Source organism: Streptomyces sp. NPDC093568 (assembly GCF_044764945.1).
Taxonomy (GTDB): domain Bacteria; phylum Actinomycetota; class Actinomycetes; order Streptomycetales; family Streptomycetaceae; genus Streptomyces.
Map to the genome: position 1 here is coordinate 256,676 of NZ_JBIWJD010000009.1, position 19,236 is coordinate 275,911.

A 19,236-nucleotide genomic window follows, 5' to 3' on the forward strand; every position below is an offset into this window, starting at 1 on the left:
GTGTTTGTGCCCGGGCAACCAGGGCAGGCGCCAGCCCGGAGCGATGCCCCCTGCGCAACTGTTGCGCCAGTCGCTCCCTTCATTTTGCCGTCGAGACAAGAGGTACCCGTGTCATCCAGGCTTGAGGCCGACCATCTCTACAAGGTGTTCGGCAGACGACCGGACGAGGCTGTCGAGCGGCTCCGCAAGGGAGCCGACCGGGAGGAGCTGCGCGCCGACGGCACCACCGCCGCCGTGATCGACGCCTCCTTCACCGTGGAACCCGGCCAGATCTTCGTCGTCATGGGCCTGTCCGGATCCGGCAAGTCCACCCTGCTGCGCATGCTCAACGGGCTGCTGGAGCCGACCGCGGGTCAGGTCCGCTTCGACGGCCAGGACCTGACCGCCATCGGCGACCGCGAGCTGCGCCAGGTCCGCGCCCAGAAGATCAGCATGGTCTTCCAGCACTTCGCGCTGTTCCCGCACCGCAGCGTGCTGGAGAACGCCGCCTACGGTCTCGCCGTGCAGGGCGTGCCCCGCGCCGAGCGCGAGAAGCGCGCCGCCGAGGCCCTTCAGCTGTGCGGTCTGGGCGGCTGGGAGAAGTCCTGGCCCGACGAGCTGTCCGGCGGTATGCAGCAGCGCGTGGGCCTCGCCCGCGCCCTCGCCACCGACGCCGACCTGCTCCTGATGGACGAGTCCTTCAGCGCGCTCGATCCGCTGATCCGGCGCGACATGCAGGACCAGCTGCTCCAGCTCCAGCAGACCCTGAAGAAGACGATCGTCTTCATCACCCACGACCTGAACGAGGCCATGCGCCTCGGCGACCGCATCGCGGTCATGCGCGACGGCCGGATCGTCCAGACCGGTCCGGCCGAGGACATCCTGCTGCGCCCCGCGGACGACTACGTCGCCTCCTTCATCCAGGACGTCGACCGCTCCCGCGTCCTGACCGCGGGCGCCCTCATGGACACCTCGGTCACCGCCGACGCCCCGCTGTGCACCTGCGAGACCGCGACCCGCGAGACCTCGTTCGTGGAACTGTGCGCGATCAGCGCCCGCCTGTCCCACCGCGTCACGGTCGTGGACGAGGACAACCGCGTCATCGGCGTCGTGCCGCGGCAGCGGCTGGTCGGCTTCCTCGGCGACGAGAGCGCCGGCCCCGCGCCCTGCGACAGCCCGGAGGGCAAGGTGATCGCCCATGCCTAGGCTCCCGCTCGGCGACTGGGTCGACTCCGGCGTGGACTGGCTCGTCGCCCACATGGGCTGGCTCTTCGACGCGATCAAGACGGTCGTCGAGGGCATGTACGACGGTGTCAACGCCGTCCTGACCGCACCCGAGGCGCTGCTCCTCGCGGGCATCTTCGCCGTGCTCGCCTGGTGGCTGCGCGGCGTCGTCGCGGGCGTCCTCGCCTTCGGCGGGTTCGCGCTGGTCGACTCGCTCGGCCTGTGGGACCGGGCCATGTCGACGCTGGCCCTCGTCCTGGTCGCCACCGTGATCGCGCTGGTGATCTCGATCCCGCTCGGCATCTGGGCGGCCCGCTCCAAGGCCGTCAGCGCGGCCGTACGACCCGTCCTGGACCTGCTCCAGACGATGCCGTCGATGGTGCTGCTGATCCCGGCCATCCTCTTCTTCGGGCTCGGTACCTCCGCCGGCGTCATCGCCACCCTGATCTTCGCGCTCGCCCCGGGCGTGCGGATGACCGAGCTCGGCATCCGGCAGGTCGACGCCGAGCTGGTGGAGGCCGCCGAGGCGTTCGGCACCACACCTCGCGACACCCTGCTGCGCGTCCAGCTGCCGCTCGCGCTGCCGACGATCATGGCGGGCGTCAACCAGGTGATCATGCTGAGCCTGTCGATGGTCGTCATCGCCGGCATGGTCGGCACCGGCGGCCTCGGCGGCGCCGTCAACGAGGCCATCGGCCAGCTCGACATCGGCTTCGGCTTCGAGGCGGGCGTCGGCATCGTCGTCCTCGCCATCTACCTGGACCGCGTCACCGGCGCGCTCGGCGCCCAGATCTCCCCGCTGGGCCGCCGCGCCGCCGCCAAGGCGCGTGCCGCCGGCGGCATCAAGGTCTGGAACCACCGCCCCCGCCCGGTCGTCGCCGTCGCCGGTGTGGCCGCCCTGGCCCTCGTCGCGGGTGGCATGGGCGTCTTCGGCCCCACCTCCGGCACCGCCGAGGCCTCCGCCACGAACGTCGGCAAGGGCAAGGAGATCAAGCTCGGCTACATCCCGTGGGACGAGGGCATCGCCTCCACGTACCTCTGGAAGGAACTGCTGGAGCGCCGCGGCTTCAAGGTCAGCACCACCCAGTACGCCGCGGGACCCCTGTACACGGGCCTCGCCACCGGCCAGATCGACTTCGAGACCGACTCCTGGCTGCCCACCACGCACGCCGAGTACTGGGAGAAGTACGGCAAGCAGCTGGATGACCTCGGCTCCTGGTACGGCCCCACCTCGCTGGAGCTCTCCGTCCCCTCGTACGTCAAGGGCGTGGACTCCCTGGAGGACCTCAAGAACAACGCGGCCGAGTTCAAGGGCAAGATCATCGGCATCGAGCCGAGCGCCGGGATGATGGGCATGCTCAAGGACAAGGTCCTCAAGGAGTACGGCCTGGAGGGCACGTACGAGGTCGTGGACGGCTCGACGCCCGCGATGCTCGCCGAGCTCAAGCGCGCCTACGCCAAGAAGGAGCCGGTCGTCGTCACGCTCTGGTCGCCGCACTGGGCGTACAGCGACTACGACCTGACGAAGCTCAAGGATCCCAAGGGCGCCTGGGGCAAGGGCGACGGCGTGCACACCCTCTCCCGCAAGGGCTTCGCCGAAGACAACCCCGAGGTCGGCGAGTGGCTGAAGAACTTCTCCATGACGGAGAAGCAGCTCACCGGCCTGGAGTCGCAGATCACCAAGGCCGGCAAGGGCAAGGAGCAGGACGCCGTGCGCACCTGGCTGAAGCAGAACCCGGGCCTGCTGGACAAGTGGGCCCCGCTCGCCGGCGCGGGCGACAAGAACCAGGCGGCCGGGTGACCTGACGGCCCCGGACCGCCACCCGAGGGGTGGGTCACGCCGTACGTTTTTCCCCTCCGTACGGCCGGCCCACCCCTCGTGGCGTCCGCGCATAGTCACCCGGCATGCCTACGGGAAGGATCCGGCCAACCACGCAGCGCTATCCCCCCACCTGAACCGGGGCCATCGAACTCCCCGCCGCCGACACCGACTTCCGCTCCGGGCGGATGGCCCGTCATCACCCCTCTGACCAGGCCCGCCACTCGAAGCGAAAAGGGGAACACGGGGGAGTGCCGGAACATTGAAGGGAACAGCGGCTCTCGCACGCTGAGCGGGAGTCAGGGCCGGCGCGGAGGCTCTCGGTACCCGCGGGAAGTTTTTCCGCTGGCGCGAACCAGTGGGTCGTACTCCCGCCGATGTGTCGTCGATGTGACGGCCGCATGAAACGGTTTGCCGAACATGCGTAGGGTGCAAGGAACTCAACAGAAGGTGTGCGCCGGGCGGCGGGCGCGAGGACAGTGGACCGACGAGCGAAGGAGGGAGCCGGAGCGATGGGCGACCACAAAGAACAGCCCCTTCGAGTGGGCGCGGCCGTACGGCGGCGGCGCCGTGCGCTGGACCTCACCCTCGCCGTCGTGGCCGAACGCAGCGGCCTGTCGGTGCCCTTCCTGAGCCAGGTCGAGAACGACCGGGCGCGCCCGAGCAGAAGCTCCCTCGAAAAGGTCGCCGACGCGCTGCGGACGACCGCCGTCGAGCTCCTCGCCGCGGCCGACCCGGCGTGCAGCGTCGACGTGGTGCGGGCCGACACCACCGAACTCGCGCCGGAACCACGCGCCCGCTCCCTGGTGCGCGGTCACCATCAGATGCATGCCTCGGAGTTCACCGGCGACCATGACGCGGGCCGTGAATTCCAGTACCGCAACGACCAGTTGATGTACGTCGCCGACGGTGCCGTGGAGATCGAGGCGGAGGGCCGCGCCTACCGGCTGGGCCGCGGCGACACCCTGTACCTCACCGGCGGGGTCCGCCACCGCTGGCGGGCGACCGTGCCGGACACGCGCGTGGTCGTCGTCGCCGTGGCCGAGCACATCGAGGCGGTCCGGGACCGGCCGGGGCGCTGATGCGGGTCGTCTCGCTGGTGCCGTCCCTGACGGAGGCCGTGGCCGTCTCGGCGCCCGGTGCCCTGGTCGGCGCCACGGACTGGTGCAGCCACCCCGCGGACCTCGCCGTCACCCGCGTCGGCGGCACCAAGAACCCGAAGACCGACCGCGTCCTCGGCCTCGCCCCCGACCTGGTGATCGCCAACGAGGAGGAGAACCGCGCCCCCGACCTCGACGCCCTGCGCGCGGCCGGCGTGGAGGTCCTGGTGACCGAGGTGCGGGACGTGCCGCAGGCCTTCGGCGAGCTGGCCCGCGTGCTGGACGCGTGCGGGGTGGGGTCCCGCCGCGATGGCTGGACGAGGCGGAGGAGAACTGGTCGTCGCCGCCGCTCCCCGAAGGCCGTACGACGGCTGTCGTCCCGATCTGGCGCCGCCCCTGGATGGTGCTCGGCCGTGACACCTTCGCCGGCGACGTACTGGCCCGCCTCGGCGTGGACCACCTGTACCGGACGCACGAGGACCGCTACCCCCGCATCCCCCTGGACGAGCTGCGGGCGGCGGCCCCGGACGTCGTGGTCCTCCCCGACGAGCCCTACCGCTTCACGGCGGACGACGGCCCGGAGGCTTTCCCCGGACTGCCCTGCGCCCTGGTCAGCGGACGGCACCTGACGTGGTACGGACCGTCGCTGGCCGAGGCGCCGGCAGTGCTGTCCGGGGCGCTGCGAGCAGCACGCCGCTGAGCAGACCCCGGACGGTGTGGAAGGCCGTCACGGCCCAGGCCCCGACGAGCACGGCGTAGAGCCCGACCGCGAGCCCCTCGTAGGCGACGAGCCCGGTGTGCCGGGCCAGCGCCGTGGCACCGGTGACACAGGTGCCGACCGGGAAGGTGAACGCCCACCAGGTCATCGCGAAGCCCATGCCGTGCCGCCGGGCACGCAGGACGTGGGCGGTCGCGAGCCCGAGCCACAGCAGCGCGAAGCCCATGACGGGCACGCCGTACAGCACGGCCAGAATCCCGAAGCCCTCGCTGTACGGCGCCGGGACCACACCCGGGGCGACGTCCGCGAAGCTGCCCACGGCGGTGGTGGACTGCCCGAGCGGGCCCAGCACCAGGAACAGCGTCGGGGTGAGGGCCAGGGGCAGCGGGCCGCCGGTGATCAGCCGGGCGAAGACGAGCGGCAGCATCAGCATGGTGGCGAGCAGACTGAGCCCGAACATCGCGACACAGGCGAGCAGCAGCGTCTCCCGGGCCTGCCCCGCCGGCAGATGGGGCACCAGCAGCGGACCGACCGCGGCGGCCACCATGGGCGCGACGAGCGGCAGCAGCCATACGGGCGTGGCCTGCGCCGGCTCGATCCGATGGCGTACGGCCATCAGGTACGGGACGGCGACGGCGGCCGCCAGCCCGACGGCCGTACCGGCGGTGAACAGCACGGCGTCGAGCGCGACCGCCGCGCCGGCACCGATCCAGTCCTCCCCGACGGTGACGGCACCGCCGCCGACGGCCAGCAGGGCCATGGACAGACAGCCGTAGAAGGGCGCCACCGAGGCGTCGAGGAGATGGGCGCGGGCCTGGTCGCGGTGGTGGGTCCAGTGCAGGGCACGGGCGGTGAGCAGGGTGACGAGCAGGACGAGGGAGAGCGCCCAGACGGCCGCGCAGGTCGTGCGCAGGCCGGGGACGCTCAGCGGCAGCCCGGCTCCGGCCGTGGCGACGGCGGCGGTGCCCATGACGGCGGCGTACCAGTTGGGTCCGAGGTGACGGACGGCGGTGAGCATGCGTTCAGGGTCGCGGCGGGGGTCGCCCACCACCAGGGAGTTCGCCTCTATGGCGACATAAACTGGGCTTATGACAGAGGCGGCGGAGGGACAGTTCCGCGCGGGATCCCTGGCGCACCGCGTACCGGAACTCGGTGCGCTGGAGTTGCTGCTGGCGGTGGCGCGGCTCGGGAGTCTCGGTGGGGCGGCGCGTGAGCTGGGGATCACCCAGCCCGCGGCGAGCAGCCGGATCCGGTCGATGGAACGCCAGCTGGGGGTGGCGCTCGTGGACCGGTCGCCGCGGGGCTCGCGGCTGACGGACGCCGGGGCGCTGGTGACGGACTGGGCGCGGCGGATCGTGGAGGCGGCGGAGGCGTTCGACGCGGGGGCGCAGGCCTTGCGGGACCGGCGCGACTCGCGGTTGCGGGTGGCGGCGAGCATGACGATCGCGGAGTACCTGCTGCCGGGGTGGCTGCTCGCGCTGCGGGCCCAGCGGCCGGACACGGCGGTGTCGTTGCTGGCGGGGAACTCCGCCGCGGTCGCCGAGCGGTTGCTGACGGACGAGGCGGACCTGGGGTTCGTGGAGGGGCTGTCGGTGCCGACGGGGCTGGACTCCGTGGTCATCGCCCACGACCGCCTGATCGTGGTGACGGCGCCGGGGCATCTCTGGTCGCGTCGGCGGCGGCCGCTGGAGGCGTCGGAGCTGGCCGGGACGCCGTTGATCCTGCGGGAGAAGGGGTCGGGGACGCGGCAGGTGCTGGACGCGGCGCTGGGGGGTCTGGCCCGGCCGCTGATCGAGCTGTCCTCGACCACGGCGGTCAAGGCGGCGGCGGTGAGCGGGGCAGGGCCGGCGGTGCTGAGCGAGTTGGCCGTGGGGGAGGAGCTGTCGATGCGGCGGCTGGTGAGTGTGCCGGTGGCGGGTGTGTCGCTGGCCCGGGATCTGCGGGCGGTGTGGCCTACGGGGCATCGGCCGGTGGGACCGGCGCGGGATCTGCTGGCGCTGACCCGGGGGTGAGTTTCCTCGCCCCCGCCGCCCCTACCCGCCCCGTCCCCTGGGGGCTGCCGCCCCCAGACCCCCGCTGTCGGCCCTGAACGGGCCTTGTCCTCAAGCGCCGGACGGGCTGGTTATCCGGCCGTCCCTACCCGTCCCGTCCCTTGGGGGCTGCCGCCCCCAGACCGCCGCTGTCGGCCCCGAATGGGCCTTGTCCTCAAGCGCCGGACGGGCTGGTTATCCGGCCGCCCGTACCAAACCCCGCACCACCCGCAAGTCCTCCCCCATCTCCGGATGCCACTGCACCCCCAGCACCCACCCGGCGGCCTTCGGCAGTTCCACCGCCTCCACCGTTCCGTCCGCCGCGTACGCCGACGCCACCAGGCCCTCGCCCAGTCGGTCCACGGCCTGGTGGTGATACGTCGGCACCGCCGTCTCGTCCGGCACGAGACCGGCGTAGAGACTTCCCGGCACCGGCTTCACCGTGTGGCTGCCGAAGGCGCCGACCACCTCCGCGTGGCCTTCGATGTGCTGGACGAGCGTGCCGCCGAGGGCGACGTTCAGGAGCTGCATGCCGCGGCAGATGCCCAGCAGCGGCACGCGGGCCGACAGCGCCGCGTCGATCAGGGCCAGCTCCCAGGCATCCCGTTCCCGGGCCGGCGGCCCGGTGCGCGGCTCGCGCTCGGCGCCGTAGTGGACCGGCTCGACGTCCGGACCGCCCGCGATCACCAGCCCGTCGAGCCGGGCCACGGTCTCCGCCGCGAGCGCCGGCTCGTCCGGCGGCAGCATCGCCGCCAGGCCGCCCGCCCGCTGGACCAGCCGTGGATAGCCGACCGGCAGCAGCGCCGCCTCCAGCTCCCACACGCCCCAGCGCGCACCGGACTCCAGATAGGTGCTGATCCCGATCAGCGGCCTGGTCACAGCGACTCCCTCTTCTTCATCTTGCTCTTGCTCGACTGCTCAGTCCCGTGCCAACTCTGCCTCGGCCGCCGCCAGCGCCGCGAACTCCTCCTCCGGCGCCTTCGCCACCAGGTGCCTGCGGCTGTAGAGGCCGAAGTAGGCGATCGCGACCACGTACACCACCAGCGCGATCACCGCCGCCGTCACATCCACCAGGAACGTCGCCACCAGCGCCGCACACGCCAGCACCAGGGCGACCGAGGACGTCAGCACGCCACCCGGCGTACGGTACGGCCGCGCCAGCTCCGGCTCCCGGCGGCGCAGCACGATGTGCGACAGGGACATGAGCGCGTAGGAGATGGTCGCGCCGAAGACCGCGACGTTCAGCAGCCGCGCCCCGTCGCCCGTCACCGCCGCCAGCAGGAAGCCGATCGTGCCGGGCACCAGCAGGCCCAGGTACGGCGCCTTGCGGCGGCTGGTGAGGGACAGGAAGCGGGGCAGATAGCCCGCGCGGGACAGGGCGAACAGCTGGCGCGAGCCCGCGTAGATCAGCGAGAAGAAGGACGCCACCAGGCCCGCAAGGCCCGCGTAGTTCACGATCCGGCTCAGGGCCGTGGCCTTCCCGTCCGGCTGGAGCGCCTCCACCAGCGGGTTGCCCGCCTCCTGGACCGCCGCCGAGCCGCGCGCGCCGGCCGCCGCGAAGAAGGTCATCACGGCCAGGACCACGAGGATGGCCATCGACCAGCGGATCGCCTTCGGCAGGGTACGGGCCGGCTCCTTGGTCTCCTCGGCGGCCAGCGGCACCCCCTCGACGCCCAGGAAGAACCACATGCCGAACGGGAACGCCGCCCAGATGCCGAGCAGGCCGAAGGGCAGCCAGGAGTTCGACCCGGCCGCCGAGGTGTCGACCGGGATGTCGTCCAGCGCACCGATGGAGAAGTCCGGCAGCGCCGCCAGCACGAACACGATCAGGGCCGCCACCGCGATGCCGGTGACGACGAAGCTGAAGCGCAGCGCCTCGCCCACGCCCCAGAGGTGGATGCCGAGGAAGATCGCGAAGCAGGCCAGGTACACCGGCCAGCCGGACTCCAGGCCGAACAGGCCCAGCGACTCGACGTAGTCCCCGATGAAGATGACGATGGCGGCCGGCGCGAGGACGTACTCGATGAGGATCGCCGTGCCGGTCAGGAAGCCGCCCCACGGGCCGAGGGCGCGGCGGGCGAAGCCGTAGCCGCCGCCCGCCGTGGGCAGGATCGAGGACAGCTCGGCCAGGGCGAAGACCATGCAGGCGTACATGGTGCCCATGAGGACCATGGCGATCGCCAGGCCGCCGAAGCCGCCTTCCGCCAGGCCGAAGTTCCAGCCGGAGTAGTCGCCGGAGACGACGTACGCGACGCCGAGTCCGGTCAGCAGCACCCAGCCGGCGCTGCCGCGGCGCAGGGCTCTGCGCTCCAGATAGTCGTCCGCCTCCGGGGCGGCGGGAGGTGTGTTCGTGGATTCCAGGGACATGGCCAACTCCCCACGTGCGGTGGACACCGGGCGTTTCCGGGCACGGTGGGGTGGTCGACCGGGCTCCGGTTCAATGGAATGGATGCATACCTTTGCCGGGCTGGTCGCCCGAGCGCAATACCCTTGCGTTAATCGCCGGTAAATCCACCCGCACCGGGGACCGGGCGCCGCTCAGCCGAGGAAGCCCCGCAGCAGTGCCGCCGTGCCCCCGCAGTGCTCGCGCATGATCTCCCGCGCGCACTCGGCGTTGCCCTCGATCACGGCCTCCACCAGCGCCGTGTGCTGGCGCTGCGAGTGCTCCAGGTTGCGCACCAGCAGCGGGATGCAGTCGAGCAGGTCGTTCACGGTCGCGCGCACGGCCGCGTACTGGGCGGTCAGGGTGGGGGAGCCGGACAGTTCGGCGAGGGTCAGATGGAGCAGGGTGTCCAGCCGGCGGTAGTCGGCGAGCGGGGCGTCGTGCGTGTGCGCCAGGGCCTCCCGCAGCCGGTTCGCCTGCTCCTCGTCCAGCCCGTGTGCCGCGCACAGCCCGGCCGCGCCCACCTCCAGCACCTCGCGGAAGCGCAGCGTGTCCTCGACGTCGACGTCCTTCAGGCGGCGGCGCAGCTCCTCCTCGCCGGGCGTGACGGAGCGCGGCAGCACGAACGTTCCGCCGTAGCGGCCGCGCCGCGACTCGACCAGACCCTGGTCCTGGAGCACCTTCAGCACCTCGCGCAGCGTCACCCGGCTGATCCCCAGCCGGTCCGCCAGCTCGCGCTCGGCGGGCAGCCGTTCGCCGCCCGGCACCAGGCCGAGCCGGACGACCTGGAGGATCTGCTCCAGGGCCTCCTCGAAGCCGTTGCCGGCCCGCACCGGCCGCAGCACCGACGTCAGCCGGTCGCCGGCCCCGGGCGCCCCGTGCTCCGTGTCCGCCTGCGACATATGGCCGGACCCCCTTCCCAATCAATGGTCCTTGGCAATACCTTATGGCTCCCGGCTGACCGAAGTAGCCGAATGGAGGCTCTCCCGTGGCAGACCGCACACCCCCGCTGAGCGTCGAGGAGCTGCACGCCCTCGTAGCGAGCGGTGAGATCGACACTGTCGTCCTGGCCTTCCCCGATATGCAAGGGCGGCTCCAGGGCAAGCGGTTCGCCGCCCGCTTCTTCCTGGACGAGGTCCTTCACCACGGCACCGAGGGCTGCAACTACCTCCTCGCCGTCGACACCGAGATGAACACCGTCGAGGGCTACGCCATGTCGTCCTGGGACCGCGGCTACGGCGACTTCGCCATGCACCCCGACCTGGCCACGCTGCGCCGCGTGCCCTGGAACGCGGGCACGGCCATGCTGATCGCCGACCTCGCCTGGAACGACGGCTCCCCGGTGGTGGCGGCCCCGCGCCAGATCCTGCGCCGCCAGCTGGAGCGCCTCGCCGAGCTCGGATACACGGCCAAGGTCGGCACCGAGCTGGAGTTCATCGTCTTCAAGGACACCTACGAGCAGGCCTGGGACGCGAACTACAGAGGGCTCACCCCCGCCAACCAGTACAACATCGACTACTCGGTGCTGGGGACCGGCCGGATCGAGCCTCTGCTGCGCCGCATCCGCAACGAGATGGCCGGAGCCGGCCTCACCGTCGAGTCCGCCAAGGGCGAGTGCAACCCCGGGCAGCACGAGATCGCGTTCAAGTACGACGACGCCCTGGTCACCTGCGACCAGCACGCCATCTACAAGACCGGCACCAAGGAGATCGCCGCCCAGGAGGGCGTCTCGATCACCTTCATGGCCAAGTACAACGAGCGCGAGGGCAACTCCTGCCACATCCACCTCTCGCTCGCGGACGCCGCCGGCGACAACGCCATGGCCGGTGACGGCGAGGGCGGCATGTCGGACGTCATGCGGCACTTCCTCGCCGGTCAGCTCGCCGCCCTGCGCGACTTCTCACTCCTGTACGCCCCCAACATCAACTCCTACAAGCGGTTCCAGCCGGGCTCCTTCGCGCCGACCGCCGTCGCCTGGGGATACGACAACCGCACCTGCTCCCTGCGCGTCGTCGGCCACGGCCGCTCGATGCGCTTCGAGAACCGGCTCCCCGGCGGCGACGTCAACCCGCACCTGGCCGTCGCGGGCCTGGTGGCCGCCGGCCTGTACGGCATCGAGCAGAAGCTGGAGCTGCCCGAGCCCTGTCCCGGCAACGCCTACGCCGCCGACTTCGAGCACGTCCCCACGACCCTGCGCGAGGCCGCCGAGCTCTGGGAGAACAGTCCCATCGCCAAGGCCGCCTTCGGCGACGAGGTCGTCGCCCACTACCGCAACATGGCGCGCGTCGAACTGGACGCCTTCGACGCCGCGGTCACCGACTGGGAGCTGCGCCGCTCCTTCGAACGCATGTGAGGCCATCCTTGTCCGACCAGCTCCAGGTACTGAACCCCGCCACCGAAGAGGTCGTCGCCACCGTCGCGGCCGCCACCGCGGCCGACGTGGACGCCGCGGTCGTACGGGCCACGAAGGCGCAGGCGGTGTGGTCGGCGCTCGCGCCCGGCGAACGCGCCCGACTGCTGCGCCGGTTCGCCGTCGCCGTCGACGAACACCTCGAAGAACTCGCCCGGTTGGAGGTCAGGGAAGCCGGGCACACCATCGGCAACGCCCGCTGGGAGGCGGGCAACGTCCGCGATCTGCTCGACTACGCGGCCGGGGGAGTGGAGCGGCTGACGGGCCATCAGATCCCGGTGTCCGGCGGCCTCAACGTCACGATCCTCGAACCGCTGGGCGTCGTCGGCGTCATCGCCCCCTGGAACTTCCCGATGCCGATCGCGGCCTGGGGTACGGCCCCGGCGCTCGCGGCCGGCAACGCGGTCCTCCTCAAGCCCGCCGAGACCACCCCGCTGACCGCTCTGCGGCTCGGGGAGCTGGCCCTGGAGGCCGGACTCCCCGAGGGCGTGTTCCAGGTCCTGCCCGGCCACGGCCCCGTCGCGGGCAACGCCCTCGTCGAGCACCCGGGCGTCGCGAAGATCGTCTTCACCGGCTCGACGGCCGTGGGCAAGCAGGTGCTGGCGAAGGGCTCCGCCCTGCTCAAGCGCGTCACCCTCGAACTCGGCGGCAAGAGCCCCAACATCGTCTTCGCCGACGCCGACCTCGAAGCCGCCGCGGCCGCCGCCCCCATGTCCTTCCTCGACAACTCCGGCCAGGACTGCTGCGCCCGCACCCGCATCCTCGTCCAGCGCTCCGCGTACGACCGCTTCCTGGAGCTGCTCAGCCCCGCGATCGAGGCGGTCACCGTCGGCGACCCGGCCGACGAGACGACCGACATGGGCCCGCTGATCTCCAAGACGCAGCTGGAACGGGTGCGTTCGTACGTCGACGCGGGCGCCGAGGGCATCCGCGGCAAGGCCCCCGAGGGCCCCGGCTTCTGGTTCCCGCCCACCGTCCTCACCGGCGTCGACCCGCACGCGCGCGTGGCCGTCGAGGAGGTCTTCGGCCCCGTCGCCGTGGTCCTCCCCTTCGAGGACGAGGCGGAGGCCGTCTCCCTCGCCAACGCCACCGACTACGGCCTCTCCGGCTCCATCTGGACCCGTGACGTCGGCCGCGCCCTGCGCGTCTCCCAGGCGGTCCGGGCCGGCAACCTGTCCGTCAACTCCCACTCCAGCGTCCGCTACTGGACCCCCTTCGGGGGCTTCAAGCAGTCCGGCATCGGCCGCGAGCTGGGCCCGGACGCCCTGACCGCCTTCACCGAAACCAAGAACGTCTTCATCAGCACGGAGGGTCCCGCACAGTGACCGAAGAGAACATCTGCAGGCGTCTCGTCGGCCGCACGGCCGTCATCACCGGCGCCGGCAGCGGCATCGGCCTCGCCACCGCCCGCCGCCTCGCCTCCGAGGGCGCCCACGTCGTCTGCGGCGACGTCGACGAGCAGCGCGGCAAGGCGGCCGCCGAGGAGGTCGGCGGGATCTTCGTGAAGGTCGACGTCACCGACCCCGAGCAGGTCGAGGCGCTGTTCAAGACGGCGTTCGACACCTACGGCAGCGTCGACATCGCCTTCAACAACGCGGGCATCTCACCGCCCGACGACGACTCCATCCTGGAGACCGGCCTGGAGGCCTGGAAGCGCGTCCAGGAGGTCAACCTCACCTCCGTCTACCTGTGCTGCAAGGCCGCCATCCCCTACATGCGGCAGCAGGGCAGGGGCTCCATCATCAACACGGCGTCGTTCGTGGCGAGGATGGGCGCCGCCACGTCCCAGATCTCGTACACGGCCTCCAAGGGCGGCGTCCTCGCCATGTCCCGCGAGCTCGGCGTGCAGTTCGCCCGCGACGGCATCCGGGTCAACGCCCTGTGCCCGGGGCCGGTCAACACCCCGCTGCTGCAGGAGCTGTTCGCCAAGGACCCGGAGCGCGCCGCGCGCCGGCTGGTGCACATCCCCGTGGGCCGCTTCGCCGAGGCCGAGGAGATCGCCGCCGCGGTCGCCTTCCTCGCCAGCGACGACTCCTCCTTCGTGAACGCCACCGACTTCCTGGTCGACGGCGGAATCTCGGGGGCGTACGTCACGCCGCTGTAGGCCGCCCTACAGTTGCCGGAATGAGCATGACGCCCCCGCCCGGCTGGTACCGCGACCCCTCCGCCCCGCACGTGGAGCGCTGGTGGGACGGAACGGCCTGGACCGAGCACCGGCGCGCCCCCGAGGCGACGGCACCACCGTCCCCGGCGCCGCCGGTGCCCGGTGCGCAGGGGTACGGCCCGCCGGTGTACGGGTCCGAGGGCCACGGGGCGCACATGACCGCGCCGATGACGCCCGGGCCACCGGCCGCCGCCGGTGCCTCCGGGCGGGCGCCCAGGATCGTGGCGCTCGTCGCCGCCGGAGCCGTCCTGCTCACGGCGATCGTCACGGGGGCGGTCGTCCTCGGCGACGACGGGGGCGCGGACGTGGACACCGCGCCGACGCTCGCGACCTCGGCGCCGGTGGACCGCGAACCGGCCTCCGACAGTCCCACCCCCTCGGACTCGGCCTCGGAACCCTCCGCCGACGACCCCGCCGTGGTGACGGACCAGCTCAACGGGATCACCCTGCCGCTGCTCGACGGCTGGGTCAGGCCGCGCAACGTCACCGAGGCCGACGTCCTCATGACGACGAGCGGCAGCTACGAGTGCCCCGGCGACTTCGGCTTCTGCCGGCACGGCAAGGTCAGCTCACGCACCGCGACCGCCGACGACGGATCGTCCCCCGAGGCGATCGCCAAGGCGGACGTCCAGGACGCGGCCGACGACGCCTACGACCGCGACCTCGTCGGACGGCGGCCCTTCGGCGGCGTCGAGTCCCACAAGGTCGTGGGGTCCGGCCCGGTCACGGTGGCGGGCAGCGCCGGCTACTTCGTGCGCTGGCGGGTCACGACGGCCGAGGGACCGGGCGGTTACGTCCAGTCCCTCGCCTTCCCCTCCCGCGTCGGCACCGGGTCGCCGGTCGTCGTGCGCTACGTCTTCGACGCGGGCGAGGACGGGCCCCCGCTGACCGACATGGACCGCTTCACCAAGGGCATCCGGTCCACGGCGGACTGAGCCAGGGGCCGCTCCGGAGGAACGTACGCAGCGAGAGGCCGCTCTAGAGGAACGTGTGGCCCTCGCCCCGGTACGTCGGCACGGTCGCCGTCACCGCGTCCCCCTCGACGAGATGCAGCGCGTCGAACCGCTCGCACATCTCACCGGCCTTGGCGTGCCGGAACCACACCTTGTCGCCGAGCAGCAGATCGTCGGCCGGCGCGCCCATCAGCGGCGTCTGCACCTCGCCGGGCCCCTCCTGGGGGTCGTAGCGCAGCCCTTCCGGCAGATACGGCACCGGCAGCCGGTCGCTCCCCGCCGCCCCGGAGGCCGGATACCCACCGCCGAGGACGGTCACGACCCCGACGCCGGGCCGGCGCACGACCGGCTGGGCGAACAGCGCGGCCGGACGCCCGCTGAAGGACGTGTAGTTGTCGAACAGCCGCGGTACGTACAGCCCCGACCCGGCGCCGATCTCGGTCACCGCGTCCTCGGCGGCCGTGAACTGCACACTGCCGGTCCCGCCGCCGTTGACGAACTCCAGCTCCGGCACGACGGCCCGGACCGCCCGCACCACCTCGGCCCGGCGCTCGGCGAGCTCCCGGCGGGCGGTGGCCTGCATCAGCCGTACGGCGCGCGACCGCAGCGGGCGCCCCGCCACGGAGTCCCCGACGCCGGCGATGTGCCCCTCGTACGCCATGATCCCGACGAGCTGGAACCCCGGCCGCCGGGCGACGGTCCGCGCCATGTCGGCGACCTGCGCGGGGGAGTGCAGGGGCGAACGCCGGGCGCCGACGCGCACCCGTCCCCCGAGCAGCTTCAGGGAGGTGTCCAACTCAAGGCAGACCCGGACCACTTCCCGGCCGCCGGCGCGCGCCCCGTCGATCAGCCGCAGCTGCGCCGGATCGTCGATCATCACGGTGACCGCGGACGCGAGCTTGGGATCGCCGGCCAGCTCGGCGAACCCGGCGCGGTCGGCGGACGGATAGGCGAGCAGGACGTCGTCGAACCCGGAGCGCGCCAGCCAGAGGGACTCGGCGAGGGTGAAGGACATGACACCCGCGAAGCCGTCCTTCGCGAGGACGCGTTCCAGCAGGGCCCGGCAGCGTACGGACTTGCTGGCGACACGGATGGGCTTTCCGCCGGCCCGGCGGCGCATGTCGTCCGCGTTGGCGTCGAAGGCGTCCAGGTCCACGATCGCGAATGGGGCTTCGAGATGGGCGGTGGCCCGGTCGTAACGGGCCCGGTCAGCGGCGCGCGCAGTCATGAACGAAGCCTGCCAGACGGGATTACCGCAGGGTAGGGGGACGTTCCGGGCAGATGTGCACGGGGTCGTGGACTGGTTCCCGTTCGCGCAGGTTCAACCCGTAGAGTGACGCGCACGCGCTCGCGCCGGGATGACGCTCCTTCGGTACGGGTATGCGTGCCTGGTCGGAGCAGTCCGCACCGGGTGGGGCAGACCGAACGACGGCCCGCGCACGAGGATCGGCCCGGGTACGAGGAAACGGGGGGTGCATGAGCACGGAAGCGCGTCGCGCCCCCATCCCCCCGCGCCCGCAGACCCCGCCCCCGCCCGCCGCCCCGCCCCGCCCGACGACACCGCCCAGACCCGCGGAGCCGCCGCGGAACGGCGACATCCGGGAAGAGCAGACGGACGTACCGACCGAGGGTGCGCGAACGGAGGGCTCGGTGCCTACGCCCGCAAACGGCGCGGACGTCCCCGCCCCGCGCCGCGACGCCGCAGGAGCCGCGCAGTCCCACCCGAGCACGCGCGTGCAGGCCCCTGGAGCCGGCACGGCCCCGCCCCCGCCACGAGCCTCGGCCCGCTTCCCGGACGCACCCCCGACGGCCGGCCGCGCGGATTCCGGCCGCACCGACTCCGGCCGCACCCACTCCGGTCAGGCGGCGCCTGCCGCGACGCCGCCCCGCCGTACCGAGCGCCCTTCGCCTCCCCGGCGTACGGGCGCCCCCGCCGAGACGGCGGCGGAGACCACCTTCCGCCTGCGCCCGATCCCCGCGGATCCGTCACCCGCCCCGGGCAACCGCCCCTCCACCGACCGGGAATCGGGCACCCCCGGCGCTGGTGGTACCGGCCAGGGCTCCGTCGGCACGCCGCCGCGCCCGAGTGCCACCCCGGCGCAGGCCCCGGCCCAGCCGCCCCGCGCCGGCGTTTCCGCCCCCCTGCCGCCCCTGCGCCCGGCGCCGCAGCCCCCTGTCGGCAGGACGGCGTCCGGGTACGCGGGGCCGACGCCCGCCGATCCCTCCCGGGGGATGCCGCATCCCACGCCGCCCGGCGCAGCCCCCGGCTCCTCCGCCGCCTTCTCCCCGGACCCCTCCCTCTCCTGGAGCGCCCCCATGGCGCCCGCTTCCGGGCGGCCCGTCGTGTCGTTCGGGGAGCCCGAGGGGTACGACGAGCAGGCCAGGCCGCGTCCGCTGGGGATGCGCCTCCGGCCCCGGATCGCGGTGGCCGCCGCCTGTGTCGTGCTCGGCGTCGGACTCATCGGCGGGGCGCTGACCGGCAGTTGGCTGGTCGGCGAGCCCGGTGACGGCGGTGCGCGGGACACCTTCGCCGCGGCCGGGAGCCTGTGGCACAGCGTGCCCGTCGACCGGCTCTTCCCGCCCACCGTGAGCGGCACGGGCGCCGGCCCCGGCGGCGCCGACCGCACCTGGACGCGGATCGCCGTCGCGCCCGACACCGGCTGCGCGGACGCCTTCGACCCGCTGCTGCGCAAGGCCCTCGCCCCCGTCGGCTGCCAGCGCCTGCTGCGTGCCACCTACATCGACGCCACCCAGAGCTACGTCACCACCGTCGGCCTGCTCTTCACCAAGGCCGACGCCACCGCGATGCGCTCGCTCGACGCCCGCTTCGCCAAGGAGGGCCTCGACCGCCGTACGGACCTCATGCCCCGCCCGTACGCCGCGAAGGGCACCCTGGCCGCCGGGTTCGGTGACGAGCAGCGCGCCTCCTGGACGGTCTCCGTGCTCACCGACGCCCCCGTCGTCGTCTTCGCCGTCTCCGGCTGGGCCGACGACCGCGGCGTCGACGATCCCCAGTCCGCCGAGGAGGCCATGGACGCCGGCGCCACCACGGCAGTCGCCCAGGCCGGCCTCGGCCACGAGGCGCAGGGTCTCGCCGACCGAGTCGAGCGCGCCCTGCGCAAGAACGTCGGCCCGTCCACGGAGCAGTCGTCATGAATCCCGGCACGAACGGCCGCCCGGACGGCGGCACCGACCCCGGCGTGCGCACCGGCCGCGGCACCGGTCTGAACGGCGGCGCGCCCGGCCCCGTGACCCGTACCGTGAAGACCTTCGTGACCCGCCGCACCACCCCCCTCGCCGTCCTCCTCGGCGCCGGCCTCGCCCTGCTGCCGCCCACCGCGGCGCACGCCGACTCCATACGGGCCCAGCAGTGGGCCCTGGAGGCCATGCACACGCAGGAGGCCTGGCAGACCACCAAGGGCGAGGGCGTCACCGTCGCGGTCCTGGACACCGGCGTCGAGGCCGACCACCCCGACCTCGTCGGCAACGTCCTCAAGGGCAAGGACATGGTCGGCTTCGGAGCCGAGCGCGGCGAGCGCGCCTGGGCCCGGCACGGCACCGCGATGGCCGGCATCATCGCCGGCCACGGACACGGCGCCGGGAACGGCGACGGCGTACTGGGCATCGCCCCCGAGGCCAAGATCCTCCCCGTCCGCGTCATCCTGGAGGACGGCGACCCGTCGCGCGCCAAGGCCCGCAGCACCCGCGGCAACGCCCTGGCCGAGGGCATCCGCTGGGCCGCCGACCACGGCGCCGACGTCATCAACCTCTCGCTCGGCGACGACTCCAAGTCCGCCCACCCCGAGGCCGGCGAGGACGAGGCCGTCCAGTACGCCCTGAACAAGGGCGCCGTCGTCGTAGCCTCCGCGGGCAACGGCGGCGAGAAGGGCGACCACATCTCCTACCCGGCCGCCTACCCGGGCGTCATCGCCGCGACCGCCGTCGACCGCTACGGCACCCGCGCCTCCTTCTCCACCCGCCGCTGGTACGCCACGGTCAGCGCCCCCGGCGACAAGGTCGTCATCGCGGACCCCGACCGCAAGTACTACGAGGGCTGGGGCACCAGCGCCGCGGCCGCCTTCGTCTCCGGTGCGGTGGCCCTGGTCAAGGCGGCCCACCCCGGCCTGAGCCCGGCCCAGATCAAGACGCTCCTGGAGGACACCGCCCGCAACGCCCCCGCCGACGGCCGCGACGACTCCCGCGGCTACGGCTTCGTCGACCCGGCCGCCGCGATCAAGAAGGCCGCCGGCATGAAACCCCGGGCCCTGAAGCCCGCCGCGTACGGCGAGGACTACTTCGGTCCGGGCCCGGACGCCGCCGCGTCGCAGGACAAGGCGACGAGCTGGACCGCCTGGCTCGCGGGCGGCGCCGGCGGGGCCCTGCTGGTGTCGGCCGTCCTGGTGTGGCGGGGACGCCGCGGACGCTTCGGCTTCTGACCGGGCCGGGTCGCCTGACA

Annotated in this window: 15 protein-coding genes and 1 pseudogene; 11 read left to right on the forward strand and 5 right to left on the reverse strand. The window is 72.9% G+C overall.

Translation table 11 applies throughout. From position 1 onward, the window contains the following. The first annotated feature begins 108 nt into the window (after positions 1 to 108). The 4 genes and pseudogenes from ACIRD7_RS32480 (at position 109) to ACIRD7_RS32495 (ending at position 4,822) form a co-directional block, all read left to right on the forward strand. Positions 109 to 1,185, forward strand: coding sequence for a glycine betaine/L-proline ABC transporter ATP-binding protein (locus ACIRD7_RS32480; protein ID WP_403459205.1), 1,077 nt, complete (start codon positions 109 to 111; stop codon positions 1,183 to 1,185). Then, positions 1,178 to 3,004, forward strand: coding sequence for an ABC transporter permease/substrate binding protein (locus ACIRD7_RS32485; protein WP_403459207.1), 1,827 nt, complete (start codon positions 1,178 to 1,180; stop codon positions 3,002 to 3,004). Before ACIRD7_RS32480 ends, ACIRD7_RS32485 begins: the two co-directional genes overlap by 8 nt. Before the next feature lie 530 nt (positions 3,005 to 3,534). After that, positions 3,535 to 4,104, forward strand: a complete 570-nt coding sequence (locus ACIRD7_RS32490) for a helix-turn-helix domain-containing protein (protein WP_380854374.1) — start codon at positions 3,535 to 3,537, stop codon at positions 4,102 to 4,104. Then, positions 4,104 to 4,822, forward strand: a pseudogene (locus tag ACIRD7_RS32495) (helical backbone metal receptor). Before ACIRD7_RS32490 ends, ACIRD7_RS32495 begins: the two are co-directional and overlap by 1 nt. Here ACIRD7_RS32495 and ACIRD7_RS32500 read toward each other — a convergent pair. Continuing rightward, positions 4,734 to 5,858, reverse strand: a complete 1,125-nt coding sequence (locus tag ACIRD7_RS32500) for a TDT family transporter (protein ID WP_403459208.1) — start codon at positions 5,856 to 5,858, stop codon at positions 4,734 to 4,736. The pseudogene ACIRD7_RS32495 and the gene ACIRD7_RS32500 sit on opposite strands and share 89 nt — an antisense overlap. Positions 5,859 to 5,928: 70 nt before the next feature. On the opposite strand from ACIRD7_RS32500, the gene ACIRD7_RS32505 reads away from it, so the two are divergent. After that, entirely contained in the window at positions 5,929 to 6,852 is a 924-nt protein-coding gene (locus ACIRD7_RS32505) for a LysR family transcriptional regulator (RefSeq protein WP_403459209.1), read from the forward strand. Positions 6,853 to 7,065: 213 nt separating this feature from the next. Here the strand turns inward: ACIRD7_RS32505 and ACIRD7_RS32510 are convergent, their stop codons facing one another. The 3 genes from ACIRD7_RS32510 to ACIRD7_RS32520 form a co-directional block, all read right to left on the reverse strand. Then, positions 7,066 to 7,737 carry a gamma-glutamyl-gamma-aminobutyrate hydrolase family protein gene (locus tag ACIRD7_RS32510; RefSeq protein ID WP_403459383.1) on the reverse strand — a complete coding sequence of 224 codons (672 nt, stop codon included), beginning with the start codon at positions 7,735 to 7,737 and terminating at the stop codon, positions 7,066 to 7,068. A 51-nt stretch (positions 7,738 to 7,788) separates the two neighbouring features. Next, positions 7,789 to 9,237 (reverse strand): ethanolamine permease, encoded by a 1,449-nt coding sequence (gene eat, locus ACIRD7_RS32515; protein ID WP_403459210.1) that lies wholly within the window; start codon positions 9,235 to 9,237, stop codon positions 7,789 to 7,791. Positions 9,238 to 9,408: 171 nt separating this feature from the next. Then, positions 9,409 to 10,155, reverse strand: coding sequence for a FadR/GntR family transcriptional regulator (locus tag ACIRD7_RS32520; protein WP_403459211.1), 747 nt, complete (start codon positions 10,153 to 10,155; stop codon positions 9,409 to 9,411). Between the two features lie 86 nt (positions 10,156 to 10,241). On the opposite strand from ACIRD7_RS32520, the gene ACIRD7_RS32525 reads away from it, so the two are divergent. From ACIRD7_RS32525 to ACIRD7_RS32540, 4 genes are read left to right on the forward strand one after another with little or no spacing between them, the layout of a single operon-like run. Next, the gene (locus ACIRD7_RS32525; protein ID WP_403459213.1) at positions 10,242 to 11,606 is read left to right on the forward strand and encodes a glutamine synthetase family protein; all 1,365 of its coding nucleotides are present in this window, start codon (positions 10,242 to 10,244) and stop codon (positions 11,604 to 11,606) included. A gap of 8 nt (positions 11,607 to 11,614) precedes the next feature. After that, positions 11,615 to 12,988, forward strand: coding sequence for an aldehyde dehydrogenase family protein (locus ACIRD7_RS32530; RefSeq protein WP_403459214.1), 1,374 nt, complete (start codon positions 11,615 to 11,617; stop codon positions 12,986 to 12,988). Continuing rightward, on the forward strand, positions 12,985 to 13,767 hold the full coding sequence (locus tag ACIRD7_RS32535; protein ID WP_403459216.1) for a 3-oxoacyl-ACP reductase: 783 nt from the start codon (positions 12,985 to 12,987) through the stop codon (positions 13,765 to 13,767). The genes ACIRD7_RS32530 and ACIRD7_RS32535 overlap by 4 nt, the downstream gene beginning before the upstream one ends. 26 nt (positions 13,768 to 13,793) lie before the next feature. Next, positions 13,794 to 14,762, forward strand: a complete 969-nt coding sequence (locus tag ACIRD7_RS32540) for a DUF2510 domain-containing protein (protein ID WP_403459385.1) — start codon at positions 13,794 to 13,796, stop codon at positions 14,760 to 14,762. Between the two features lie 43 nt (positions 14,763 to 14,805). Here ACIRD7_RS32540 and ACIRD7_RS32545 read toward each other — a convergent pair whose 3' ends face one another. Continuing rightward, positions 14,806 to 16,008, reverse strand: coding sequence for an amino acid deaminase/aldolase (locus ACIRD7_RS32545; protein ID WP_403459217.1), 1,203 nt, complete (start codon positions 16,006 to 16,008; stop codon positions 14,806 to 14,808). A 422-nt stretch (positions 16,009 to 16,430) separates the two neighbouring features. Between ACIRD7_RS32545 and ACIRD7_RS32550 the strand changes: the two genes are divergently transcribed. Both ACIRD7_RS32550 and mycP read left to right on the forward strand, forming a co-directional pair. Then, positions 16,431 to 17,936 (forward strand): hypothetical protein, encoded by a 1,506-nt coding sequence (locus tag ACIRD7_RS32550; RefSeq protein WP_403459218.1) that lies wholly within the window; start codon positions 16,431 to 16,433, stop codon positions 17,934 to 17,936. Continuing rightward, complete coding sequence (gene mycP / locus ACIRD7_RS32555) at positions 17,933 to 19,216, forward strand: type VII secretion-associated serine protease mycosin (RefSeq protein ID WP_403459219.1); 1,284 nt, start codon at positions 17,933 to 17,935, stop codon at positions 19,214 to 19,216. Before ACIRD7_RS32550 ends, mycP begins: the two co-directional genes overlap by 4 nt. The last annotated feature ends 20 nt before the right edge of the window (positions 19,217 to 19,236 follow it).

What these genes read in the sequence shown, in the direction of transcription:
- eat (WP_403459210.1), bottom strand. Translation starts at nt 9,237, where the DNA reads ATGTCCCTGGAATCCACGAACACACCTCCCGCCGCCCCGGAGGCGGAC.
- mycP (WP_403459219.1), top strand. Translation starts at nt 17,933, where the DNA reads ATGAATCCCGGCACGAACGGCCGCCCGGACGGCGGCACCGACCCCGGC.
- ACIRD7_RS32485 (WP_403459207.1), top strand. Translation starts at nt 1,178, where the DNA reads ATGCCTAGGCTCCCGCTCGGCGACTGGGTCGACTCCGGCGTGGACTGG.
- ACIRD7_RS32490 (WP_380854374.1), top strand. Translation starts at nt 3,535, where the DNA reads ATGGGCGACCACAAAGAACAGCCCCTTCGAGTGGGCGCGGCCGTACGG.
- ACIRD7_RS32520 (WP_403459211.1), bottom strand. Translation starts at nt 10,155, where the DNA reads ATGTCGCAGGCGGACACGGAGCACGGGGCGCCCGGGGCCGGCGACCGG.
- ACIRD7_RS32545 (WP_403459217.1), bottom strand. Translation starts at nt 16,008, where the DNA reads ATGACTGCGCGCGCCGCTGACCGGGCCCGTTACGACCGGGCCACCGCC.
- ACIRD7_RS32500 (WP_403459208.1), bottom strand. Translation starts at nt 5,858, where the DNA reads ATGCTCACCGCCGTCCGTCACCTCGGACCCAACTGGTACGCCGCCGTC.
- ACIRD7_RS32540 (WP_403459385.1), top strand. Translation starts at nt 13,794, where the DNA reads ATGACGCCCCCGCCCGGCTGGTACCGCGACCCCTCCGCCCCGCACGTG.
- ACIRD7_RS32505 (WP_403459209.1), top strand. Translation starts at nt 5,929, where the DNA reads ATGACAGAGGCGGCGGAGGGACAGTTCCGCGCGGGATCCCTGGCGCAC.